Here is a 24,088-nt window from a genome sequence, read left to right as displayed (position 1 = left end):
ACATTCAAAATGACAAATGTAGTGTAGATTCATTATAGACATCCATATAATAATCATCTTATTTTTACATCATTCTTCAATTTTTGAATTAAAGCACACATGAAAGTTTACAAATATGCAACTTTTATTTTTCTGTTTTCTTCCAAGATGAACGAAATATTAACCAAAACACTCCTGTTTTGAAGCAATTCTCTATTTCATAAGTATATGGTATTATTTACAAAAAACGTTGTATGAGTGATCTCTAAACCTGTTTTATCCAATTTTCAAAGATCAGATTCAATGCTTTTCAAAGTAAAATAGCTGTAACAAATGGCGTTTATTTGTTAAACAATACTTAACATAAAATATTTATATATATTAAAATTATTAGCGTGATTTGCATAAAAAATTTAATATATGTAAAAATGAAAACAAAATTAGAGAAATTACTTACCCTTGTTTTTGTCTGTTTCATGGTCTTTGTTTCAGCACAGAAACAGTTAATTATAGGAACTGTTCTTGATGAGAGCCAGCCTCTCCCTGGGGCAACAGTCAAAATAAAAGGCTTATCCAGAAATATAACAACCGATATTGAAGGAAAATTTGCCATCAATGATATCAAAGAAGGTCAATATACATTACAAATCAGTTATATTGGTTATGAATCTTCAGACATTACTATTGATCTGAAACCGGAGCAAACGGTTGATCTGGGGATCATTAAACTTTCCCAGCCCCGAAAAAACATTGATGAAATAGTAGTGACCGGAACATTGAAAAATACGGAAGCGAGAGCGTTGAATCTTCAGAAAAATGCAATCAATATTACCAATGTAATTGCCTCAGACGGAATCGGAAAATTACCGGACAGAAATGCAGCAGAAACCGTACAGCGTGTGCAGGGAGTTTCTATTGAAAGAGATCAGGGAGAAGGAAGGTTTGTTTCCCTCAGAGGACTTCCGCCATTCTGGGCATCCACAACCATTAATGGAAACAGACTTCCAACGGCTGAAGAGGAGACAACCTCCAGAGCAACAGCATTCGACTTTTTCCCTACGGAACTGATCTCCTATGTGCATGTAAACAAATCATTTACTCCGGATATGGAGGCCGACGGAATTGGCGGCGGTGTGAATTTCATCACCAAAACACCACCCATGAAAACAGAGTTTAAATCAACGATTGGAAGCGGATATAATGCCAAAGCCGATAAAGGGGTCTACAACCTTGGATTTTTATATGGCGGAAGAACAAAAGACAAGAAATTCGGGTATCTTTTCAATTTCGCCCACTTCATAAGAAACTGGTCTACAGACAATTTCGAGGCCAGAAGAAGTGGTGATGAAGGCGTTTTCAGACTGGAACTCCGTGATTATAACGGGGTGAGAAAGACAACAGGAATTAATACGGCTTTTGAATATGTACTTTCTCCAAAGACAACTTTCTATTTAAAAGGAATGTATGGGACATTATCAGACGATGAAACCCACTACAAGCATAGAATCCGTTTTGATAAATTCAGCAGTGCGAACAATACGGCAAGAGTGGAGCTTCAGAACATTCACAATTTATTGATAACGGAACTTACGTCTGCTTCCCTGGGAGCGGTTCATCAATTAAACAAAGGAAAAATTGACTGGGATCTCTCTTATTATGACAACAAATTCAAGTATGGAAACATCCCAGACAAACAGAACAATTCTTATTATGTCATCAAGTACACTCAATCCGGTGTAGGCATCAATCCTGATTATATTTCCAATCATGGAAATGGACCTAGAGCGTATTGGAAAGCAGATGGCGGGAAATTAGATTATAAAAATCCGGATGATTTATTCGGTTTTTACAGTGATCCGAACTTTAAAATGGATGCTTCCCAAATGAGATTTACAGATCTTGAATTTTACAAGGTTTTTGTAGAGGAAAAGGATAAAATCGTAGCGGCTTTCAACCATGAGATCAATGCATCTGATAAACTGACTTTAAAATATGGTTTTAAATACCGTGATAAAGAGCGTAATGCAAGATTCTCCGATATTTTCTACAACTGGAGCAGCGGAACAGCACCTCTTCTGTCTGATTATTCCCAATACATCACAACACAGCCTAATGGGCCGAAATATTTAAGTGAAATGAATGCTCACATCGGAAATACATTTGGTCCGGTACTTTCTACCACAGGAATGAACCAGTTCTGGTATGACCATCAGGGAAATCTGAAAATCAACACAGCAGATTCCGAAGCGCTGGAATACAATAAAGCTCTGGGAAGGAACTTTGATGTGTTTGAAAAACATGCAGATGCTTATGGAATGGCAACCTATAAACTGAATGACAAGATCACCGTTTTAGGAGGAATCAGATTATCCAATACCAATACAAAAGTGAAAGGTTACAGCGTAAATGATAATGTACTGACACCGGTAGAAAATACCAAAAACTATCTGGCCGTTCTTCCGATGATTCACTTGAAATATACTTTAAACGATAAAGCTAATCTTCGCTTTGCAGCAACAAGAACTTTCTCAAGGCCCAATTTTGGAGATCTGACTCCGGGAGGAACTTATAGTGAAGCAGATAACGAATTCAAAGGGGGAAATCCCAATCTTAATCCTACCTATTCTTTGAATTTTGACCTGATGGGAGAATATTATTTCTCCAACGTAGGGATTCTGAGTGGCGGTGTTTTCTATAAATCCATTACAGATCCTATTTTCCAGGATTCTTTTATCGGAAACTATAACGGAAACAACGGCGTACAATTTACCGCTCCTAATAATGGAAAAGCGGCATGGCTGGGAGGAATTGAGCTGGGAATTAATAAAAGATTTGACTTTCTTCCAGGGCTTCTACAATATTTCGGGGTACAACTGAATGCTACATTCATGACTTCTGAAATGGAAAAACCAAGCGGAAGAACGGTAGCCCTTCCCTATCAGGCAAAGGAGTTATACAATGCGCAGCTTTTCTTTGAGAAAAAAGGATTCAACGCAAGGCTTGCTTACAACTACAAAGGGAAATATGCAGTAGAATATGCCGAGGAAGATATCAACGATTCTTATTATGGAAAATACAGCAATCTTGATTTCGGAGGTTCTTATCAGTTTACCAGATATCTGACTTTATACGCGGATGTGAACAATATTCTGAACAAACCGCTGATCTATCACTTCGGAAAAAGTGAAGACCGTCCTGAACAGGTAGAATATTACGGAGTACGATTCAATCTTGGAGTAAAACTGAACTTCTAAACCCTTATCATGGCCAGAACCATCAATAAAAAAACATTAGTAACACTGAAGGCCGCTTTCGCCGCTTTCGGTGTATACTTCTGCATGTACGGCTTCAGGAAACCCTTTACTGTAGCTTCTTTCGAGGGAATTTCTTATTTCGGGGTAGATTATAAGATACTGATTATTATTGCACAGGCAGTAGGCTATTTTATTTCAAAATTCATCGGGATCAAATTTATTTCTGAACTAAAACCCCAGAAAAGACTTACTTATCTGTTTGTTTTCATTGCTATTGCAGAGCTTGCATTACTGGGATTCGCAGCCGTTCCCGCTCCTTACAATATCATATGTATGTTCATCAACGGAATACCGCTGGGAATGATCTGGGGAATTGTTTTCTCCTATATCGAAGGGCGAAAAACCACGGAAATTATTGGTTTGTTTTTATGTTCAAGCTTTGTAGTTTCTTCAGGATTTACAAAGTCAGCAGGAAAATTTTTAATGGATACATTTTCCATTTCCGAATTCTGGATGCCATTTTCTGCCGGACTTATTTTTATTATTCCATTGATTTTATTCGGATTGCTTCTTGAAAGAATTCCCCAACCTTCGGAAGAAGACATTTTGCTTAAAAATAAAAGACAGCCGTTGAATGGTGCAGAAAGAAAAGCACTGGTTCAAAAGTTTTTTGTTCCGATCGTGTGTATCATATTTCTTTATATCAGCTTAACCGTTTTAAGAGATTTCAGAGATAACTTCAACCGGGAAATCTGGGACGGACTGCATTTTAATTTAGACAGTTCTATTTTCACCTTAACAGAAATTCCTATTGCGGTGATGGTACTTGTGATTTTAAGCTTTATGGTGAAAGTGAAAAACAATAAAAAAGCGTTTGCCTGCTATCATTATATTCTTTTTGCAGGAATTCTTACGGTAGGACTTTCTACCTATCTGTTTCAGCAGGGTTATATGGCACCTTTTTTATGGATGACAATTTCAGGTTTTGGAATGTACATTTGTTATATTCCTTTCAATGGAATCTATTTTGACCGGATGATCGCGGCCTTTGAAATCAAAGGAAACGTTGGTTTTCTGATCTATATTGTAGATTCATTCGGATATCTGGGAAGTGTGCTGATCCTGCTGTATAAAAACTTCGGATCGGCTCAGACTTCGTGGTTACATTTTTATATCAACTTGAATTATATCATCACCATAACGGTTTTCGTTCTTTCGGTGGTTGCATTTCTGGCTTTCAGGAAGAAATCAAAACCGAAATCAAACTCAAACACTAATCAATTCATCAATTTCGATACGTCGAAAATTTTATAAATTATAGAACAATGACAACAAAATTTGATTTAATCGTTGTAGGAGGTGGAATTTTAGGAACATTCCATGCTTATCATGCGCTGAAGAAAAATCTTAAAGTAGCTTTACTGGAAAGAAATTCTGTTCCTCAGGGTGCCACGGTAAGGAATTTCGGACAGGTAGTACCCTCCGGAATGGATCTTAAATGGCAGAATTTCGGAAGAGAAAGTCTCAAAATATACAATGAACTTCATAATCAGGCAGATCTTACCATCAGGCAAAACGGATCTGTCTATATCGCATCCAATGATGAAGAACTTCAGCTGATTGAAGAGCTTTATGAAATCAACAGAAATAATGATTATGAATCTGTTTTATTATCCAAAAACGACTGCATCAAGAAATTTGACGGTCTCCGTTCGGATTACTGCAAAGGAGGTCTGTTTTTTCCGCAGGAACTTTCCGTAGATTCTGCAGATATGATTGTAAAGCTTCACAAGCTGCTTCAGGAAAAAATGGGATTGCAGATTTTCTATAATACTACAGTGCTGGAAACCCATGAAAATGATCAGAAATGTACCGCTGTAACTGCAGACGGAATAGAATTTTATGCATCTAAAATCATCATCTGCGGCGGGCATGAGTTCAAAACTTTATATCCTAAAGTATTCAATGACAGTGATCTGGAAGTGAGCAAACTTCAGATGCTTCAGACCAAACCTCAGGGAATCTATTCACTTCAGGGAAATATTCTTACCGGACTTTCCGTGAGAAGGTATGAGTCTTTTAGCGAGTGTCCTTCTTTTCAGAAAATCAAGGCTTTAGAAGATCCTAATTCGTTTGAAAAGAAATACGGAGTGCATATTTTATTCAAACAGGCCCTTGACGGCTCTGTGATCATAGGAGATTCTCATGAGTATGCGGATGCTAAAAATGCGGATGATCTGGGATATGATCTTAATATGGAGATTGATGAATTTATGATTCATGAAGCGAAGAAAATCATTGATCTTCCTACGTATGAAATTCAGAGAAGATGGTTTGGGATCTATTCCCAGTGCAAGACAAAGGATATTTTTGAGCACAGCCCATCTTCCAACATTCATATTGTAACGGGTATCGGGGGAAAAGGAATGACGGGAAGCGGTGGCTTCTCTAAGTTTAATATTAAAAAAATTTACGCATAACATTTACATGAAAAATATAGAATTATTAGTTCTGGATATGGCCGGAACAACCGTTGATGAAGATAATGTAGTCTACAAAACACTTACCAATGCTGTGAATGATTACGGTTATACTGTAAGCCTTGAAAAAGTATTATCCAGCTGTGCCGGAATGGAAAAACTGGAAGCCATCACAAGCCTTTTAAAAGAAATTAAGGGAAATGAAGAGGATGCTCCTGCCATTTTTGAGAATTTTTCCGATCAGCTAAAAGAATCTTATAAAAACCTTGAGGTAAAACCCATCAACGGAACAGAAGATTTTCTGCTGAGCATGAGGTCTCAAAACAAAAAGATCGTTTTAAATACAGGATATACATCAGAGATTGCGCATCAGCTTTTGAACAAACTTAACTGGAAGGAAAGCATTCATTTTGATGCTTTGATTACTGCGGACGACGTTTCGAAAAGCCGTCCAAGCCCTGAAATGATTCATCTCGCAATGAAGAAATTCAATATTACGGAAGCCAATAAGGTTTTAAAGGCAGGCGATTCCGTTATTGATATTGAAGAGGGCAAAAATGCAGGCTGCGGACTTACAATAGCTGTTCTATCAGGAGCTCAAACCCAATCAGAGCTTGAGAAGGCGTCACCTGATTATATTCTGAATACTATTTCTGAGGCTGAAGATCTTCTTTAAATACATCTTTTTCAAATTATTTTTAATACTTCTTGACACAAACGTTTTCATGGATACTTCTATTGAAAATGTTTGTGTTTTTAACCATCCCGCCAAATTATAAGTTTCACAGAGGTTTACACAAAAGCTAAGTGATTTGGCTTTTGTCATTCTGACGAAGGAAGAATCTTACTGATCTTCCCAATATTAGATTCTTCACTACATTTCATTTCGTTCAGAATAACACTTTTGAAACAGTCTCGGTTTAGTATGGCCAATTGAAGGTTTTAGAATTCTTTTTTCTAAACTTTTTAGTTATCAAATAATTAACTTTCAGTTCACAAATGTTTACAAATAGTAAACTAATTTTACAATAGTTAAAAATAAATTACTATTTGTAAATATTTATAATTCTAAAACCTTATTTTCCCATGAAAACAAAACTATTCTCAATGGCTGTTGTTATGAGCTGTTTCCTTGGAGCACAGACTAAAAAAGTCCTTTTTATCGGAATTGACGGATGCCGTGCAGATGTCATGATGTCTACGCCTACTCCTAACATTCAAAACCTCATCAATCAGTCCATTTACTCTGTTGACGGACTTTGCACTGCTACTACCTGGAGCGGAAACGGATGGAGCACTATGCTCACCGGAGTATGGCACACCAAACACAATGTTCAGGACAATAATTTTACCAGTCCGAACTTCGTTAATTACCCTGATTTCTTAACAAGAGCAGAGACTTACAACGCTAATTTGAGAACCATTTCTCTGGCTCACTGGTCGCCCATCAACGATAAAATTATTCAAAACGCTGATGTAAAGACTAATCTGGCAACAGATCTTGCGGTAAAAAATGCTGCCGTAAATGCCCTGCAGAACGACAATCCTGACATCCTCTTTGTAGATTTTGATGATGTAGACCATGCAGGACATTCTTACGGGTTCTCATCCACTGTTCCTCAGTATGTAAATTCTATTAAGACAACAGATACTTATATTGGTGAAATTGTAACTGCAATGAAAAGCAGGCCTTCTTATAATAATGAAGACTGGCTGGTAGTTCTTACTACAGACCACGGTGCGGTAGACAGCTCTCACGGAGGCGGAAATCTTTCTGAAAGAAATATTTTTACGGTGTATTCCAATCCCGGATTTACTCCTCAGCAGATCAGCAAAACAGTGCTGGAATCCAATAAAACATTTAATCAATTGAATTTCCCTGCAGGAACTTATGCAAAACCAGCCAATCAGAATCCTTTTAATTTTGGCGCGAATCAGGATTTTACCATTGAATTTTGGGTAAAGCCTAATGCTGCTTACTCCAGTGATCCGGTAATGATCAGTAATAAAAACTGGGCTAACGGAAAAAATAAAGGATTTGTTTTCTCTGGTTATTCAGGTCAGACTTTAAAGATGAATATTGGGGACGGAACTAACAGAATTGACCTTGTAGGCGGAAAAGTAGAAACCAATAAATGGAAACATATTGCAGCAAGCTTTGACAGAGATGGTCTTGTAACACTGTATGAAGATGGTGTTCCGGTAACTTTTGCTAAAATGAATATGATCGGAAATATTGATTCCGGACTTCCTTTGACCTTAAATCAGGATGGAACGAATACTTACGGAATCAATCTGGCGGCTTCTTATAAAGATGTAAGAATCTGGAAATCGGCCCTTCCCAATGATGTCATCGTGAACTGGGCTAATCAGGACATTACCCCTTCACATCCTTATTATTCTCAATTATTAGCCAATTGGAAATGTAATGGCACTTCAGGAAATACGTTGGCAGACTCTAGTCCGAACACCAATGATATGACTGTAACGGGTTCTCCTTCTTATAATGCAGGGACAGTTAATAACTTCAAGGTGTATGATTATACCTCAACAACAAGAGAAACAGATCATTTCCCTACTGTATTGAACTGGCTTTGTATTCCGGTGCAGTCTTCATGGGGAATAGATGGAGTTAACAGAATTCCGGCATGTACCAACGAAGTATTGGCGGCAAAAGATACGAAGGTAATTACTGATGAGTTTACAATATATCCCAATCCAGTTTCAACATTCATTGGAATTCAGTATCAATCTGAGGATAAGCAAATTAAAGCAGATATCATTGACAGTAAAGGGGCTCTTGTTTTCACATCACATTTGCAGTCTTCAAGAGGTTTTTATAATGAAAAAATCAGCATTGGAAATCTTCCGTCCGGAGTGTATTTCATTAAAATCAACGGAAGCAAAAAAACACTGACAAAGACTTTTATCAAGAAATAAAACAGTAAAGCAATTAGATTTAAATTTGATATTAGAACAAGGATATTCCTATCCGGGTTCTAATATTTTTTTTGTTTACGTATTGAAAGTCAACTCCATTCTGACATCTGCACGGTCGTACTCAGCATGACCGATAGGGGTATGGATAAAGCCTAATTTTTCGTACAGTTTTATGGCCGGAACCAAAATAGAGTTGGTGACTAAAAAGATTTTTTCTGCATTTAATGCTCTTGCCTTTTCTACTAAAGCATTTCCCAGCAGATAGCCTATTTTTTTTCCTTGAGCCTTAGGACTTACGGCCATCTTTGACAGCTCAAAAGTAAGAGGATGATCTTCCGTTTTTACCAATGCACACGTTCCTACCGCTTCTCCATCCAGCAAAGCAAAGACAATGTGCCCTTCTTTATTTAAAATTTCCTCTTCCGGATGATCCAACAGCTTATAATCACCTGCTTCCATTACAAAAAACATTTTGATCCATTCTTCATTCAAAGCTTTGAAAGCTTCTTTATACTGAGATTCATAGGCCACAATTTTTACATCATTTTTACTATCATTCATCGCTATAAGGTTTATTAAATTCTGTTTTTTATCATTTTTCCAAGCTTCTCCAGGTCACTTTCCACCCTGTCTGTCCACTCTAATGCATAGTTCAGACGCATACAGTTCTGATACTGATTATATTGTGAAAACATTCTTCCGGGAGCAAAGTTTACTTTCTGGCTGACTGCAATATCATAAAGATCTTCTGTACAGATTCTCTTATCCAGTTCCAGCCAAAGCATAAAACCGCCTTTAGGCTCTGAAATTTTTGTATTATCGGGAAAATATTCAATCACCGATTTCTGGATCTGGAGATAATTTGCATACAGCTTTTTCCTGAACATTCGGAGGTGGTGGTCATACCGTCCGTGAGCAAGGAAATCAGCAATCACATCCGAAAACAAAGATGGTCCGCTTACCGTCTGAACCAATTTCTGACGGATGATTTTTTCTTTAAATTTTCCGGGGGCTACCCATCCCACTCTAAAGCCCGGAGCCAATGTTTTGGAAACCGAGCCTATCCACATCACAATTCCTGCTTCATCATAAAACTTACAGGGTTTTGGTCTTCCGGCTCCGAAATAGATGTTACCATAGACATCATCTTCTACCAAAGGAACATTGTGTTCGGTAAGCATTTTCACCAATTCTTTTTTGTTTTCATCCGGCATCTGGAATCCAAGTGGATTATTATAGTTTACTACAAAACAACATGCAGACAGCTTTGGAAGCACTTTCTTTAGAGCATCCAGATCCACTCCTGTGATAGGATGAGTTGGAATTTCTACTGCCTTCAACCCTAATAAATGAATGGCCTGCAGAATTCCGAAATACACCGGACTCTCCACCGCCACCGAATCTCCCGGTTGCGTCACGGCCATTAAGCAATTATAAACGGCATTCATCGCTCCGGAAGTAATAACCAGATCATCTTCTGTGATTTTCCCTTCCATGACCATGGACCATTTGGCAATTTCCCGACGCAGAACTTCGCTCCCCTGCACGGGTTCGTAATTGGTTCCGCTGTCGCTTTTCCTTTTCATCACGTCAATCATGCATTTCTTCATCTTCGCTACCGGAAGAAGACTTTTCCCCGGAATTCCAAGGGCAAACTGTGTAACATCTGTACCACCAATACTCCCGAACACCTTGTCAATAAGATCCTGAGGGGTGTTGTTCCCTTCTGAAACCTTCATCTGAGTCACAGAAGGCAGCGCCAGTTTCCGCTGGGAAGTCTGGCTTACATAATATCCATATTTAGGACGTGATTCTACCAGAGAACGGCTTTCGAGTTCCATATACGCCTGTTTTATGGTATTCAGACTTACATTATATAATTTCTGGGCACTTCTCAATGAAGGCAGCCTGTCTCCAAACTGCAGGGTTTCACTTTTAATCTGCTCTGTGACAGAATTGGCTATTTTAAGGTACAGCACATCTTTAGACATAGAATCAGGGGTTTTAAGTAAATGTACAATTTTATCCTGTTTTTATTCAGGATTCAGCCAGCTGATCATACTGCTGATACTACTTTTCAATTGTTCCGGATCCTGAAAATTGGGTGTTTGATTATTTCTGCAATATCTTTCTGCCCGGGAAGAAAAGTTTCTTTTTTCTGCTTCTGTCATGCTGTTTTTATCATAGATTTTAAAAGATATTTTTTCTTTTTCATTGACGATAAGACTGGCAAAAGCAATGACTTCCCTATCATTTTTAGCCAAAAGAAAAGGAAGTCCGAAACTGTGGTCTGCTTTTTTCAGATGCTGTGTTTCCAGAAAGATATTTTTAAGCATCAACATGTCTGATATATAAGCTTCAGCATATTGAAACTGTTTCTGATGTTGAGTAATTGTTTCCATATTTTCTTCTTTAGCTAAACAAAATTATGGCGTATTTAATTTTGGATACAGATACAGAAGTATCTAATATTATGGATACAGATTATGAATGAGTTCTCTTCTCAAGCAGATTTGTATGCCAAGTTTTTATTTTATAGAACAGACAGAAGGTAAAGATTACATTTAATTATGTATTTTTATTTTCAGAAAAAGATCAAAAATATAATGGTGGGAAAATTTTTTAGATTTATCAATCTTCATTTTGGAGAGGAAGACAAGCAGAAAGTTCTTGAAAACGTTACCGAAAACATTTCTTTTCGCGGTTCCAATTTATGGATTTTGGCGTGTGCAATAGTGATTGCCTCCGTGGGTCTTAATGTAAACTCCACTGCCGTCATTATCGGGGCCATGCTTATATCTCCTTTAATGGGACCTATAGTAGGAGCAGGATTTGCATTGGGAACCTATAATTTTCAATTGCTGAAGAGATCTATGAAAAACCTATTGATAGCCACTCTGGTCAGTTTATTGGTTTCTTTCATTTATTTTTCCTTAAGCCCGTTTAAGGAAACTCAATCAGAGCTTCTGGCCCGTACAGCCCCAAACATTTACGATGTCCTTATTGCCTTTTTCGGAGGACTTGTTGGAGTTATCGCCATTACAAGGGTAAAACAGGGAAATCCTGTTCCGGGAGTGGCCATTGCCACGGCTTTGATGCCTCCTCTCTGTACTGCAGGATATGCGCTTTCTGTGGCTAAATGGAGTTACTTTATAGGTGCTTTTTATCTTTATACCATCAATTGTTTTTTTATTTGCATCGCTACGTTTCTTATTATCAAATACCTTAGATATCAACCGGTAAAACTTGTTGATCGAAAATATGAAAGACAGATCCGGTTTGGGATCAGCGCATTAATTATCATTATGATCCTTCCCAGCTCATATCTGGCTTATAACCTGTTGAATGAAAAAAAGTTTAGCCAGAGTGTTGATAATTTTATCAATAATGAGTTTACACAGAAGGGATATACTATGATTTATAAAAAAGTAAACTATAATTCTTCACCGAAGAAAATAGAATTAGCTTTTTTATCCAAAAAGTTTGATAAGAAAGAATTGGATTCTATTAATCAAAAACTTAAAAATCTTGGAATATCCAATACTGAACTTATTATAAAACAGGATGCTACAGATCTGAAATCCGAAATATTGAATGAAATTGGCCAGCGAAATAGTGCAGTATCTGAAAAAGATCTTATTATCAATCGTTTAAGGCAGCAACTGGATCGTTATACCATAAAGGACTCCAGTCTCATAAAAGAAATCAATATTCTATTTCCTGACTTTAACCATATTTCTATTGGTAAAGTAACCAATTTTCCGAATACAGACAGTGCCAATGTAAGTACCGTTGTTCTCTATCAATCTGAAAAAGAAGAAAAAGAGCAGGAAGAAAAAATGAAGAAATGGATTTCTGAGAAGCTTTCTGATAAAAATGCCAAGGTAATCCGTCAATAAAAACATAAACTGCATCACTTAATGGATGCAGTTTATTTTTATTCTTCACAGGGTTAATTTTCTTTTCTGAGAACCTCTTTAATGCCTTCCAACCCATCTCCAAATTGGGCAAGCAGCGCTACAATCTGGGACATTCTATCATTTTCTCCAAGACCTTTTAAGGTTTTATTTTTAACAAAGGTTTTTCTGATCTCATTCCAGCGTTCGGTTTCTTCTTCTGAGAGAATTCCTATCAGCTCTTTCAGTTTCAGCATATTGGCTTCTGCCCCTGTTGTCAGCGTCTGAGATTCATTCTGATAGTGATCCAGGACGATCTGGATAACTTCATTGTCTTTCAGGATAGGCTGTATCTGTGTTATCAGTTTATTCATATTACGGTATGATCCCTGCAGCTTGAATGAGGGTTCATTTCTGTAATCGTCTGACATGGCTGCAGAGGCAATATATTCTTTGTTTACCTTCAGCACCATATTTCTTACCCTGATTGTATTTTTCAGTACTGCTCTGAAATCCGATATTTCACTGGAGCTGAAGTTTCCTTTCAAGTTGTCAGCAGGATGATCTGTAATCACACAATCATAAAGCTCATACAGGTTTTCAATTCCCGGATTGGTCAGTCTGGTCAGATATTCGTTGGACATCAGGGCATTTTCAATAAGGCTCAGGTCGAAAAGATCTGTTTTTGATCCGGATATTTCTCCTAAGTTGTAAGTATCTGAACGATTGGCCAGCATGTCCGGAATTTTAAATTTTTCTCCACTCTCCGTATAAGGATTGCCCGCCATTACGAGACAGAATCTCTTGGATCGGAGATCGTATGTTTTACTTTCTCCGTTGTAGATTCCTTCAATTTTTCTCTGTCCATCTGCCAGTGAAATAAATTTCTGTAAAAACTCAGGATTACAATGCTGAATATCATCAAGATAAAGCATGACATTATCTCCCATTTCCAGGGCGAGATTCAGTTTTTCAAGTTCCTGTCTCGCCCCTGCATTTTTGGCTTCAGATGGATCTGTTGATACGATATCATATCCTAACGACGGTCCGTTGATCTTCATGAAGACCAGTCCCATTCTTTCGGCCATATATTCCATCAGGGTAGTTTTTCCATATCCAGGCGGAGAGACCAGAAGAAGCATTCCCATTCTGTCTGTTCTTTTATCGGTACCGGCAGTTCCCAGCTGCTTGGCAAGGTTGGCACCGATCAGAGGGAAATAGACATCATTGATCAGTTTATTTCTCACAAATGAACTCAATACCTGAGGTTTGAAAGTATCAAGTTTCATCGCTTTTTTCTTTTCATCCACCCAGCTGTACTTCAATTCCTGAAGCCGTTTGTATTTAGGAACGGTAACCGTATTAAAATGACTAAGACGGGATACAAATTCAAAGTAGCTAAGATGGTATTCCGTATCTTTTTCAAGAGACTTCAGTTCTTTTATGGTGACTTCATAAGAAATGTATTTGATATTATTCGGATCAAACTTCTGACTGATGATAAATACTGCTGCCTCCTGTATAATATCTTGGCCAGCCCCAGAATTAAAGGCTTTTAGCGCGCTTTCTGCAATATAATAACATGCCTGAGGGTATTGATACATTGCCTGCAACTGGCTGATAAACTCCAGGTCTTTGCCTTTTTCCTTCAGTTCTTTCATGAAAAGTTCATATAATCCGGCCGCTTTTTCTGAGATCAGGAAGTTTTCTTTGTCTTCCTGTTTAAGGTATATGGCAGCATTGATACAATCCGTTTCTTTAAAAACACCATGGGCCGATGCAAAAGATTTCATTTCCTCCGAAATTTCTCTGATTAAATACTCAAATCCCTGTTTTACAGTGAATGATTGAGCAATAATAGCGGCTGCTTCAAACTGTTTGGTATAATATTCTTTTCTTTCACTTTCCAGGAAAAACCAGAAAAGCTGTGCCAGTGCTCTTTCCTGTGCAGTAAACCTCATCAGTCCCAATTCATTGTGCATCTGCTGAAGTTTCAATACAATTGTCTCAGCATCTTTATCATGAATTCCTTTTACCAATCCTTCTCCGAAATGCTCTGCTGTAAACTGCTGTACAGCCTTTTCGTTTTCAATCTCTGAAGTTATTTCCTTGTGAGCGGAAAACACATTCCAGGCAAGATATTCAAATCTTTTTACCGTGCTATTTTCTGATACAAATTCCTGATTCCAGACTTCTTTGAATTCATCTGCTGTGAAATTCAAAGGTTCATAAAAGCTTGTTCCGGTAAGGTGATAGTAATATTGGGCATTTCTAAGCACCAAAGTAAGATCCAGCTTCTGCTGATTGACTGCAAATTTATAGTCTCCCAATGCAATGACGCTTTCTCCGTCTGCATAGATCTCTTTTTTATCTTTAAGCTTTCTTACCGCTTCTTGTTGTAATGTTTTTAACAGCGTCTGAATTTCCTCAGATTTTGCTGAATCTTCCAGCTCTGCAAGCTGTCTTGAAAGATCCTTCACTTTCTCCACCATCAGATCAGCTGCAAAGTAACCGTTGATCTCATTTTCAGAGTCAAAAGATTCTGCTTTGGTCTGTACAGATTTCAGGATTCTCTGCGCAGCATCAAAAAGATTCTGAGTCCTTTTATTTCGTGTTTCGGTAAGTTGTACTCTTTTATTCTGGAAATGTCCGTAAACTTCTTCTCTTTTAGTTCCTATCTGCTGGATAAATTCTTCGAAATCAATAAATTTCGTTTCCATTCCTTCCAACTGGATGGAAAGTTTGGTGAGATATTCATCACATTTTTCCGGAGTTTGCGAAAGTTCCAGAAAATTGATCACCGATTGGTCAAACAGGGTAATCTGAGCCTGAAAATCTGAAGCGAGTTCTTTTCCTGAAATCTCTCTTTTTCTTTTGCTGAGCTCCAGCCTTTCCTGATTCAGCCTCGCAAAAATCAGAGATATGTTTTCAATAATCTGGGTAGATTGCGAGGTGTCTTCAATTTTAAGGTTATTGACAATATCCACCAACAATTCTAGCTGCCCGGAAAGGAGATTGATATCTTCTTCAATTGTTTTGGCATCAATGGCTTTCTGCAGTCCAATAATATCTTCGGAAATCTTCTCAGCTCTTTCTTGATAAGGTAATAATGCTCCCTCCTGAAGCAGAAATCCCACACAGGCATTTGACAGTTCTGTATAACGGTCTGCAAGAGATTTTTCCAACGCATCCAGCAAAATTGTGTCTGCATATTTAAGCGCTCTTGCTCCCGTCACTTCTCCTCTTAAGGCTCTGATCTGAGAAAGAGCATCAATATATTCAGTAAGCTGAGAATAGTGAAGCCTTTTGGTATCATCAAGAATTTTATCACAGGACAACTTTATTTTTTCTAAAGTTTCCTCTGTATTTTTCCTTTGTTCTACTACTTTTTCGTACTCATTGATGGCCGAATGCGCAATCGCTCTGATCTCTTTCAATGGCTGATCCAGTTTCTGAACCTCATCTTCACCAAGGAAATAATAAGTATCCAGAATAAAGGTGGAAAGCTTTACAATATCATCATACAAACCGCTGTAAGAGTCTTTTTTGTTCAGAAGAGTGATCAGCTCCTGGCTCTCTGCCATTACTCTTACAATATCTTTATTTCCTATTTTGTAAAGTAAACTGTCAGCTTTTTCCGCATTAGGCAGCAGTTCTTTAGAAAAAGGAGTCTGCCAGATCTGAGCCAGATGATGCTTAGTGGTTTCAATACTTTCTCTGAGATAGATCAGTTTTCCATCATTGAGAAACGTAAATCCACTGCATCGGATTGGTATTTCGATGGTTTGGGTGATGATATTATAAGAAATCAACTGATAATTGTTGGTTTTATCATCGTAGAAAACGTATAAAAAATTTTCTCCGTTAGGCTCAATAATTGTTTTGAGATAGTAAAGTCTGTTCTGATCCTGAGAAATTACTTTTAATCCTCCGGTCTGCAGGGCATATCCGTTTGAAAACAATACCCCTTGATTTTCCGGAAGCAAAAGCCCTGAATATTTAAGGGCATCTGCTCTGGAAACGGTCTTTTCTTTGTGGTTATAAATAAAATAGCGTTCTGTTTCCTGATAGGGTTTTATTTTAAACAAAACAAGATTATCGAGATCACAGAAATGAATCTCAGCATCGTCCAGATTCTGATCTTTATGAATGACATCTTCGGAGTAAATTCCTTTTCCTGTATCTGTATTGTCTTCTACTTTGATGGTAATATCTCCACCAATACTTTCTACGAAAACTTTATCTGCTAAAGAAATATGAGGATGTTTCCCGGATCTCTGCATATCTCTCGTGGCCTTTGTCCATGCAAAACCATGCTGCTGAGGGTAAGAGGTCTCGGAAGCACTTCTTGAGTCTACATAGACCAGTTGATTTTCTTTGATCAGCCATTTAAAGGCTTTGATATCTGTGGTACTTTCGGACAGCTGGAAAACCATGTACAGATAGTTTTCGGTGAAGGTAAATCTGGCAAAGAAAGTATTTCTGTAATATTTGTAAAGGTTTTTGAACTCATCAATGAAAACCTCATCATTGATCAGGGTTTGATCCTGAGGTTCAAACCGGTCATTATTAATTGTATATATTGAAAAAACGTCCGAAATATTGATTTCCGTCTGAAGTCCCAGGTGGGCATTAAACCCGAATATCAGGTGATCACCCAGTGAATAGATATCTTTGGCTATACAGCTGTGATCCGTTGAAATTCTTTCATTGGCAATGAGTGAAAAATCTACCCCGCCAAATATATTTTTACGGTTTTCATTAAGCTGCTGAAGTCTCTGAATCAGGTTATTCTTCTGCTCATTTAAACGGTTCTGAATAATTTCGTAAGTTCCGGAATTAAGTTGTTCTGACATCGTTTTTATTTAGGTTGTCATGACTGCTGTCTTACAGCAGATCTTTGTATAACTTGTGGTACTTTGAAAATTTTTTGATATAAACCTTATAGGTTTTAAAAACCTATAAGGTTTGAGGCTTAGAATCTCTTAAAGTATCTAAAGCACTCTTGCATCAAATATGATTATTGTTCACCGGCTTGTTTTCCACGCCCAGGTGTTTCGCCATATCCAGCGCTCTTTCCAGAATTCCTTTTTCCTGCTGAGAGGCAACGCCATTCAGTTTAAAGATCAAAGAAGCAATGCTCATATTTTTGATGTCATCAGATGAGATTTTGTATTTATCTACCATTCCCATCACTTTTCCGATGATGTTTTCCCCATCACCCAGAAGGTTTTCTTTTACAATCTGCGCGTTTTCGCTGTGGCTGATGAATTTATCCAGTCCTTTTCCTGCAGAAACCTGTCTGATAACGTTGTCGAAGAATGTATTATCACCTCCTACAATATCAATTTTTGCAGATTTGAAGGCTTCCGCCAATACCATAGACTGCGCTTCTGCGATATCTTTCTGAATAGCAATCTGAGCCAGTTCCACATCTTTTTCTTTGGCAAGCTGAAGACGGAATTCTTCGTGGTCTTTTCCGGCATCATTCAGTTTCTTCATGGCTTCTGCTTTCTCTGTGATTCCTGCTGCTTCTGCCAGTGCTTTTTCTTTGATGACTTCTGCCTGGGCAATTCCTTCTTTTTTGTTGGCATCTGCTTTTTTCTCAATAACAGTAGCTTCTGCAACTCCCTGTCTTTCTGCAGCATCTGCTTTTGCATGCATTACCTGAGCTTCTGACAATCCTACGGTTGCTTCTTCTTTTGCTTTGGCATCTGCAATAATCTTACGGGCTTCTGCTTCTTTTTCTGCTGCATCTCTTTTCGCCTGTGCTTCAATGACATATTTCTGAGCATCTTTTTCTGCTGCCAATCTGCGGGATTCTGCGGCTCTTGTTTCTTCAATCAGTTTTTTCTCTGCTTCCTGAGTGGCAACGGTAATTTCTACCTGCTTATTTCTTTCTGCTGTTTTGAAGGCTTCCAGATCTTTGATTCCCTGCTGCTCTTCCACTACGGTTTTCTCCATGGTTAAACGCTCACGGATCGCATCCTGAATACTTTTTTTCTCCAGCTCTATGGCTTTCTCTTTTTCAATCTGGGCAAGAGAGACAATTCTTTCTCTTTCTGTAGCTTCAAGAGCTTTATCTTTTAATACTCTTTCTGTTTCTACCAGATCTGCACGTTCTTTGTTTTTAGCAGCAATAACGACCTGACGAAGTTTATTTTCTTCTGCAATCTGCAGTTTTTCTTCTGTAGCAATGCGAACGGTTTCGTATCTAAGGCGCTCTTCTTCTTCTACTTTCAGAATTTCTGCATTTTCACGGGCTTTGATATTGGCGACTTCTCTTTTTTGAGATTCTTCTTTTTCTGCCAGCTGTTTTTCAAGCTCAAGAATGGCTTCTCTGGCTTCTACATTTTGTTTTGTAATGGTTTTTTCTTCATCACGGCGAACCTGATTGGCTTTAATATTCTGAGTAGCTGTCAGTTCTGTGATTTTCTTAATCCCTTCAGAATCAAGAATATTGTCTTTATCTAATTTATCAATGGAAGTCTGCTCAAGGTAGTCTATGGCGCAGTCGTCCAGCACATATCCGTTAAGATCTGTTCCGATGATATCAAGGATTTCCTGACGGAATTCGCTTCTTGCCTCATATAATTCTGTAAAATCAAATTTCTTTCCTACCGTTTTAAGAGCTTCTGAAAATTTTGCTTCAAAGAGTTCCCTCAACGTCTGGGCATCAGAAGCACGCTGACAGCCAATGGTTTGACCTACATTCACAATATCATCCACTGATTTGTTGACACGGATAAAAAATGCGACCTGAATATCTGCTCTCATATTGTCTTTGCAGATTAATCCAGCTCTTCCCTCTCTCGAGATCTCCAGTTTTTTTACAGAGATATCCATAGATTCCATACGATGAATAATGGGAATGACAATACCGGCATTAAAGAAGACTTTTGTACCTCCATAACCAGTTCTTAAAATAACGATTCCCTGAACGGTTTTTTTATACATCGATAAAATCCAGAAAATCAATCCGATTGATGCTACCACAGCAACAACAATTCCAGCAATTAAAGGTAAGTTCATAGTTTTATAAGTTTATAGTTTATAGTTTATATATAGATTGTGTTTTTTGTTTTTATAGAAATTGACAGATGACATCCAGGATATAGTTCATCAGAATCAAAAAAATAGTTATCATGGTTATTAGTTCTTATTTTTAATATCTTATTGACCGCTGTACATAGTAAATCCTTTTTTCGGGTTCTTCATCTACAATCATAACACGGCTTCCATGTTCAATTCTGCTTCCGTCTTTACTTCTTACCATCAGCGTCATAGGATCACTTCCGATAAAGACTTCCATCATGCCTATTTTATCATCCTGAATGCTTGATTTTAAGCGTCCTTCTCTTCCTAAAAAGGCATATGATAATTCACCTTTATGATTGATTTCCTTAAAAAAAGGGTTCAGAGGCTTTAAAATTATTCTTGTTAATAGCATTCCTCCGATCATTAATGGAAAGAGAATCAGTATTCCTGCCCAAGTAGGAAGTGGAATGAAATAATTCAGATAAAATGATCCCAGCCAGGTGATCAGCAATGAAAGGGTAAGAAAATACGTTACCGGAACAATATCCAGATTAAGAAATTTCAGGAAATGCATCCATGCCGAAGGGTCGTGATCAGGGGTGTGAAGATGACCATCCGGAACGTCTATATCTGCATCTGTATCCAGATCGGAATGAATCCCAACATCGATATCCAGCCCTGTAAGAATGGTAAAGAGCCAATACACCACTGAAAGCCCCAGAAGAACCGTCAGCACCGTATTCACCGGAGAAAATGCTACATTTAAAAATTCCTGAAAGGTCATATATTAGCCTTTTTTAAGTGTTTCTTTTAATCTGTTTAAGGCTTCTTCAGCCTTTTTATCACTATTGTTCACTATAGCATCTATTTCTTCATCAACGCTTTTTCCTGATTTTGAAAGGTCAGAATAGGCTTCAGCAAGGGCTTCCTGCTGTACAACACGATCTTTCAGTTTTTCCAGCATGCTTACCGTGCTTCCGGTATCCATCTGGGTCATCTTCTGATTGATATCTTTCGTAGCTTCACTTACCTGAACTCTTGCTTTCAGGGTTTTCAATTCATTTTCCCATTTGGTAATACTTGATTTCAGGTGATTGATATTTCCCTGCATCTTTTCGCATTCTTCGTACAGTTTTTCATGTTCTTTCTGAAGAGCATCTGCATTTTCCTGAGAAGCAGTTTGTCTTTTCAGGGCTTCTTTAGCAAGACGGTCTGCTTCTGCCGTTCCTACCTCTCCTTTTTCTGCTCTCTGAACAATGACTATAGCTTTATTATAGTAATCTTTGGCCGTCTGTCCTTCTGTTTCCGCTTCATTCTTTTTCCGGATGGCAAGTGCTTTTAACTGTGCAAGTGCTTCTATGCTTTTTGCCAGCTGTTCTTTCATTTCACGGATTCCCTCTTGCGTTAAATTGATTGGGTCTTCAAAGTTTTCGATCACAGAATGGATCTCTGCCTTTCCTATTGTTAACAATCTTTTGAAAATGTTCATTTTAAATATCTTTTGTGAATTACTTACTCATTTCTAGCATTTCTGTTGTAAATTCCCCCACAAGGATTCCCAGAGAATTGATGGAAGCCATTACTTCGTTTTGTGCCATATTATCGGTAGGAAGTGTGTCTCTGAAAATCACACGCCTTCCTGTACCGTCCAATGCAAATGCTCCGTGAACAATGTCCCTGTTTTTCTGAAGCAGTCTCAGGAATATTTTTTCTGACGGGTTTTTGATTTCAAAAAGAAACTGTTCCATAATCAGAATAGAATCTGATATTATAAGGATCATGTTTTTTATCCCGTTGGATTCTTTTTCAATGATTAAGATTCTCTGAGCTTCATCCTCCAGCGTGATGTTAAACTCATAATCTAACAACCACTCTTTGACCGTTCTGAATATTTGATTTCTCATGATGGCTGGTTTAGTGTTTTATTTTTTCGTCTACACAAATATAAAATAAAATTTTCAAAATGCAAATATTATTAGCAATTATTTATTCCAGATTCTCTATCTTTGCAAAAATGATTAGACAAAATGAGCTTCTTTGGAACTAATATTAAGAAAATAAGACAGGTAAAAGGACTGAGCCAGAAGGCTTTTGCTGATTTATTTGATTTAAACAGAGGGGTAATAAGCTCTTATGAGGAAGGACGGGCAGAACCTAAGATTGAGACGATATTAAAGGTTGCCAATCATTTTAGCCTTAATCTGGATAAATTACTGACTGAAATCATCCAGGTAAACCAATTGGTAAGCGTTTCCGATATTGATCAGCTTATGCTTTTTCCGGAACTGGCTATTCAAAACAGCAAGGAAACACAGGCTAAAACGGAAGATAATAATCCAAATTCGCCTATATTGCAAAAAATATTAGCATCCGTTGATTTGATTTATGAATTTACTGCAGAAAAACAATTGCTTTTTAATTATCACTACGGAGACATTTTATTTTTAAATAAGACAGATCCGGAAAAAGAAGCCTTATCAAGTCTGGTGCTATATAAAGACGGCCGTCTGCAATATCCATCCGACATTAAAATTAAAAACGCTGATGACCAGCAGTATTATAAGATTGTAGGCTATGTTTCTACCGCAGATAAAAATATTTTCACCGATATTTTTGAAAGGCTGGAAAAACTCGAAGATAAAGTCAAAATTAACGGATAAAAGCAGTAAAGAATGTTTAAGCCTTTAATCTCATTTTAATCACCACTTATTGAATAATATAATTCAGGATTTTAAAAAATCCTATATTTAATCTATGTTTCGCATGCTTTTATTTTGATTCTCAGAACAAAAACTAAACTATCGTGTAGTCAAAATCAGAATAAAGACACCTATTTTTGTATTAAAATAGAAACAATGGAAACAAAATATTCCCGAAACAGGTTATACGTACAGCAGGAAGAGCAGCAGGCAATAAAAAATTTTTCTATTTTGCTTGCAGGAAGCGGAATCGGCAGTAATATTGCTGAATGTGCCCTTCGTTTTGGTTTTGAAAATATTACCATTGTGGATGGCGATACTATTGAGCAGTCTAATCTGAACAGACAAAACTATACGCATCAGGATATTTCTTCCTACAAAGCGGAAACCTTATACCACCGGTTGAAAAGCATTAATCCGGAGGCCAATATCCGCTACCGAAGTGAATTTATTACGCCTGAAAATGTTCATGAAATAATCGGAGATCACGATATTGCGATTAATGCATTGGACTTTTCAAGCAATATTCCTGTAGTGTTTGACAAAATATGCCAGGAAAGAGGGATACATGTGCTGCATCCCTATAATCTTGGCTGGGGAGGTTTAGTCGTCGTTCTGGAACCTGGCGGTCTTCCGCTAGATATTCTTTCCGATGAAAATTTTAATGAACTGAAAATGGTAGAGTACATTGCGGGTTATCTGCGGTTTTGGAGAACACCCAATGAGTGGCTGGAAAATATCATCGATGATTATAAGAAGGAGAAAGAAAATCTTCCTCCTCCTCAATTAGCGATCGCATCGTGGATTGTTGCCGGAATGTGTACCCATATAATGTTCAAAATAGCCACAGGAAAGCCCTACAAAACTTTTCCTCAGTTTTATATGAATGCTGTTTCCGAATAGCTATTTGTGCATTATATGATTAAATCAGTTTGTAATTGGTGGCATAGGACAGCGCTTCCGTAATATTACTTACTCCCATTTTGTCGAAGAGCTTTCTTCTATGGAACTTTACGGTATCTCCTGTCACGAAAATTTTATCCGCTATTTCATTAATGGTAAGTCCCTGTGCATATAACCGCAGAATCTCGGCTTCTCTTTCTGAGAGCTTCACCTTTTCTTCTTTAATCCATCTGCTATCTTTCAGATCATAATTCCAGATTTCATCAGTTCCCTGCTTTACAATAGAGATATTTCCGGAAGCGTGGTTATGCGATAATGAAACAATACACATTGCTTTCCACATTTTTCCTTCTGAAGATAAGAAAAGAGGGGTCAGCTTATGATTGATAAGAATGGTATTCTTACTTGCATTGACTAAGTGAAAATCATAAGAAATGGTGTATAATTTTCTTTCATTTACCGGCAGGTTTTCGTAGAATTCAAATCCTACTTCATTGATTTTAAACAACAGGTCCAGGTCTTCTTTTTTCACGTGCCGGAAATAGAAAGCATAGCCCATTGTTTCTACTTCTTTGGGGGTATGATCACAAAGAAATAACGGATTATCCGATACATACTCAAAATTCTGCTTCTGATAGTCGATGACATACAGACTCATATAGGTGATTCTTGCAAAGGCTTTAATGACCTCAAGGTAGTCAGAAGTCTGAGTATTCTCTGACTCTGAGATCGAATCAATGCTGTTTTTATTTGAAAAGAATTTTCCAATCTCTTCCATAGTTTAGTTTTTAAGGGTACAGTTTTTAGGTTACTACACTTTAGTGTAGACTTTAAGGAATCTACACTAAAGTGTAGCCTATCCCACTATTCAGTGTAATAATTTTACTATAAAGATAAAA

General features: G+C 37.6%; 17 protein-coding genes. 8 read left to right on the top strand and 9 right to left on the bottom strand.

The features are described from left to right. Positions 1–407: 407 nt before the first annotated feature. From EK417_RS18445 to EK417_RS18425, 5 genes are all read left to right on the top strand, one after another. Positions 408–3,233 (top strand): TonB-dependent receptor, encoded by a 2,826-nt coding sequence (locus tag EK417_RS18445; protein ID WP_136522992.1) that lies wholly within the window; start codon positions 408–410, stop codon positions 3,231–3,233. A 9-nt stretch (positions 3,234–3,242) separates the two neighbouring features. Next, positions 3,243–4,547, top strand: coding sequence for a DUF5690 family protein (locus tag EK417_RS18440; RefSeq protein WP_136522991.1), 1,305 nt, complete (start codon positions 3,243–3,245; stop codon positions 4,545–4,547). A gap of 11 nt (positions 4,548–4,558) precedes the next feature. Next, complete coding sequence (locus EK417_RS18435) at positions 4,559–5,713, top strand: TIGR03364 family FAD-dependent oxidoreductase (RefSeq protein ID WP_136522990.1); 1,155 nt, start codon at positions 4,559–4,561, stop codon at positions 5,711–5,713. 7 nt (positions 5,714–5,720) lie between these two features. Continuing rightward, positions 5,721–6,389: a phosphonatase-like hydrolase gene (locus EK417_RS18430; RefSeq protein ID WP_136522989.1), complete on the top strand. Its 669-nt coding sequence runs from the start codon at positions 5,721–5,723 to the stop codon at positions 6,387–6,389. Positions 6,390–6,799: 410 nt separating this feature from the next. Next, complete coding sequence (locus EK417_RS18425; RefSeq protein WP_136522988.1) at positions 6,800–8,653, top strand: alkaline phosphatase family protein; 1,854 nt, start codon at positions 6,800–6,802, stop codon at positions 8,651–8,653. A 75-nt stretch (positions 8,654–8,728) separates the two neighbouring features. On the opposite strand, the gene EK417_RS18420 is transcribed toward EK417_RS18425, so the two are convergent. The 3 genes from EK417_RS18420 to EK417_RS18410 are packed head-to-tail and all read right to left on the bottom strand — an operon-like array spanning position 8,729 to position 11,055. After that, on the bottom strand, positions 8,729–9,214 hold the full coding sequence (locus EK417_RS18420) for a GNAT family N-acetyltransferase (RefSeq protein ID WP_076595244.1): 486 nt from the start codon (positions 9,212–9,214) through the stop codon (positions 8,729–8,731). Between the two features lie 14 nt (positions 9,215–9,228). After that, the gene (locus EK417_RS18415) at positions 9,229–10,644 is read right to left on the bottom strand and encodes an aminotransferase-like domain-containing protein (RefSeq protein ID WP_136522987.1); all 1,416 of its coding nucleotides are present in this window, start codon (positions 10,642–10,644) and stop codon (positions 9,229–9,231) included. A gap of 42 nt (positions 10,645–10,686) precedes the next feature. Next, positions 10,687–11,055, bottom strand: coding sequence for a hypothetical protein (locus EK417_RS18410; protein WP_110367466.1), 369 nt, complete (start codon positions 11,053–11,055; stop codon positions 10,687–10,689). Positions 11,056–11,259: 204 nt separating this feature from the next. Here EK417_RS18410 and EK417_RS18405 point away from each other — a divergent pair, with 204 nt between their 5' ends. Further along, entirely contained in the window at positions 11,260–12,552 is a 1,293-nt protein-coding gene (locus EK417_RS18405) for a DUF389 domain-containing protein (RefSeq protein ID WP_083688786.1), read from the top strand. A gap of 53 nt (positions 12,553–12,605) precedes the next feature. On the opposite strand, the gene EK417_RS18400 is transcribed toward EK417_RS18405, so the two are convergent. The 5 genes from EK417_RS18400 to EK417_RS18380 form a co-directional block, all read right to left on the bottom strand. Continuing rightward, entirely contained in the window at positions 12,606–17,405 is a 4,800-nt protein-coding gene (locus EK417_RS18400) for a DNA repair ATPase (RefSeq protein ID WP_136522986.1), read from the bottom strand. 154 nt (positions 17,406–17,559) lie between these two features. Continuing rightward, positions 17,560–19,581: a flotillin family protein gene (locus tag EK417_RS18395; RefSeq protein ID WP_136522985.1), complete on the bottom strand. Its 2,022-nt coding sequence runs from the start codon at positions 19,579–19,581 to the stop codon at positions 17,560–17,562. Between the two features lie 133 nt (positions 19,582–19,714). Then, positions 19,715–20,371: a hypothetical protein gene (locus EK417_RS18390; protein WP_136522984.1), complete on the bottom strand. Its 657-nt coding sequence runs from the start codon at positions 20,369–20,371 to the stop codon at positions 19,715–19,717. 3 nt (positions 20,372–20,374) lie between these two features. Beyond that, positions 20,375–21,076, bottom strand: a complete 702-nt coding sequence (locus tag EK417_RS18385) for a PspA/IM30 family protein (RefSeq protein ID WP_110367464.1) — start codon at positions 21,074–21,076, stop codon at positions 20,375–20,377. Between the two features lie 19 nt (positions 21,077–21,095). Continuing rightward, positions 21,096–21,491: a type III secretion system chaperone family protein gene (locus EK417_RS18380; protein WP_076595237.1), complete on the bottom strand. Its 396-nt coding sequence runs from the start codon at positions 21,489–21,491 to the stop codon at positions 21,096–21,098. A 123-nt stretch (positions 21,492–21,614) separates the two neighbouring features. Here EK417_RS18380 and EK417_RS18375 point away from each other — a divergent pair, with 123 nt between their 5' ends. Both EK417_RS18375 and EK417_RS18370 read left to right on the top strand, forming a co-directional pair. Further along, entirely contained in the window at positions 21,615–22,247 is a 633-nt protein-coding gene (locus EK417_RS18375; RefSeq protein ID WP_136522983.1) for a helix-turn-helix domain-containing protein, read from the top strand. Between the two features lie 195 nt (positions 22,248–22,442). Beyond that, positions 22,443–23,189: a ThiF family adenylyltransferase gene (locus EK417_RS18370; RefSeq protein ID WP_136522982.1), complete on the top strand. Its 747-nt coding sequence runs from the start codon at positions 22,443–22,445 to the stop codon at positions 23,187–23,189. A gap of 19 nt (positions 23,190–23,208) precedes the next feature. On the opposite strand, the gene EK417_RS18365 is transcribed toward EK417_RS18370, so the two are convergent. After that, positions 23,209–23,967, bottom strand: a complete 759-nt coding sequence (locus tag EK417_RS18365) for a response regulator transcription factor (RefSeq protein ID WP_076595234.1) — start codon at positions 23,965–23,967, stop codon at positions 23,209–23,211. Positions 23,968–24,088 lie beyond the last annotated feature (121 nt).

The organism is Chryseobacterium candidae, assembly GCF_004916905.1.
GTDB lineage: Bacteria > Bacteroidota > Bacteroidia > Flavobacteriales > Weeksellaceae > Chryseobacterium > Chryseobacterium candidae.
The sequence above is the reverse complement of the archived record's forward strand: the minus strand, read 5'-3'. Positions and strand labels throughout refer to the sequence as shown.

Coding starts and splice junctions, on each gene's coding strand:
- EK417_RS18390 (WP_136522984.1), bottom strand. CDS start 20,371: ATGACCTTTCAGGAATTTTTAAATGTAGCATTTTCTCCGGTGAATACG.
- EK417_RS18415 (WP_136522987.1), bottom strand. CDS start 10,644: ATGTCTAAAGATGTGCTGTACCTTAAAATAGCCAATTCTGTCACAGAG.
- EK417_RS18395 (WP_136522985.1), bottom strand. CDS start 19,581: ATGAACTTACCTTTAATTGCTGGAATTGTTGTTGCTGTGGTAGCATCA.
- EK417_RS18445 (WP_136522992.1), top strand. CDS start 408: ATGAAAACAAAATTAGAGAAATTACTTACCCTTGTTTTTGTCTGTTTC.
- EK417_RS18420 (WP_076595244.1), bottom strand. CDS start 9,214: ATGAATGATAGTAAAAATGATGTAAAAATTGTGGCCTATGAATCTCAG.
- EK417_RS18365 (WP_076595234.1), bottom strand. CDS start 23,967: ATGGAAGAGATTGGAAAATTCTTTTCAAATAAAAACAGCATTGATTCG.
- EK417_RS18400 (WP_136522986.1), bottom strand. CDS start 17,405: ATGTCAGAACAACTTAATTCCGGAACTTACGAAATTATTCAGAACCGT.
- EK417_RS18370 (WP_136522982.1), top strand. CDS start 22,443: ATGGAAACAAAATATTCCCGAAACAGGTTATACGTACAGCAGGAAGAG.
- EK417_RS18405 (WP_083688786.1), top strand. CDS start 11,260: ATGGTGGGAAAATTTTTTAGATTTATCAATCTTCATTTTGGAGAGGAA.
- EK417_RS18380 (WP_076595237.1), bottom strand. CDS start 21,491: ATGAGAAATCAAATATTCAGAACGGTCAAAGAGTGGTTGTTAGATTAT.
- EK417_RS18425 (WP_136522988.1), top strand. CDS start 6,800: ATGAAAACAAAACTATTCTCAATGGCTGTTGTTATGAGCTGTTTCCTT.
- EK417_RS18385 (WP_110367464.1), bottom strand. CDS start 21,076: ATGAACATTTTCAAAAGATTGTTAACAATAGGAAAGGCAGAGATCCAT.
- EK417_RS18435 (WP_136522990.1), top strand. CDS start 4,559: ATGACAACAAAATTTGATTTAATCGTTGTAGGAGGTGGAATTTTAGGA.
- EK417_RS18430 (WP_136522989.1), top strand. CDS start 5,721: ATGAAAAATATAGAATTATTAGTTCTGGATATGGCCGGAACAACCGTT.
- EK417_RS18410 (WP_110367466.1), bottom strand. CDS start 11,055: ATGGAAACAATTACTCAACATCAGAAACAGTTTCAATATGCTGAAGCT.
- EK417_RS18375 (WP_136522983.1), top strand. CDS start 21,615: ATGAGCTTCTTTGGAACTAATATTAAGAAAATAAGACAGGTAAAAGGA.
- EK417_RS18440 (WP_136522991.1), top strand. CDS start 3,243: ATGGCCAGAACCATCAATAAAAAAACATTAGTAACACTGAAGGCCGCT.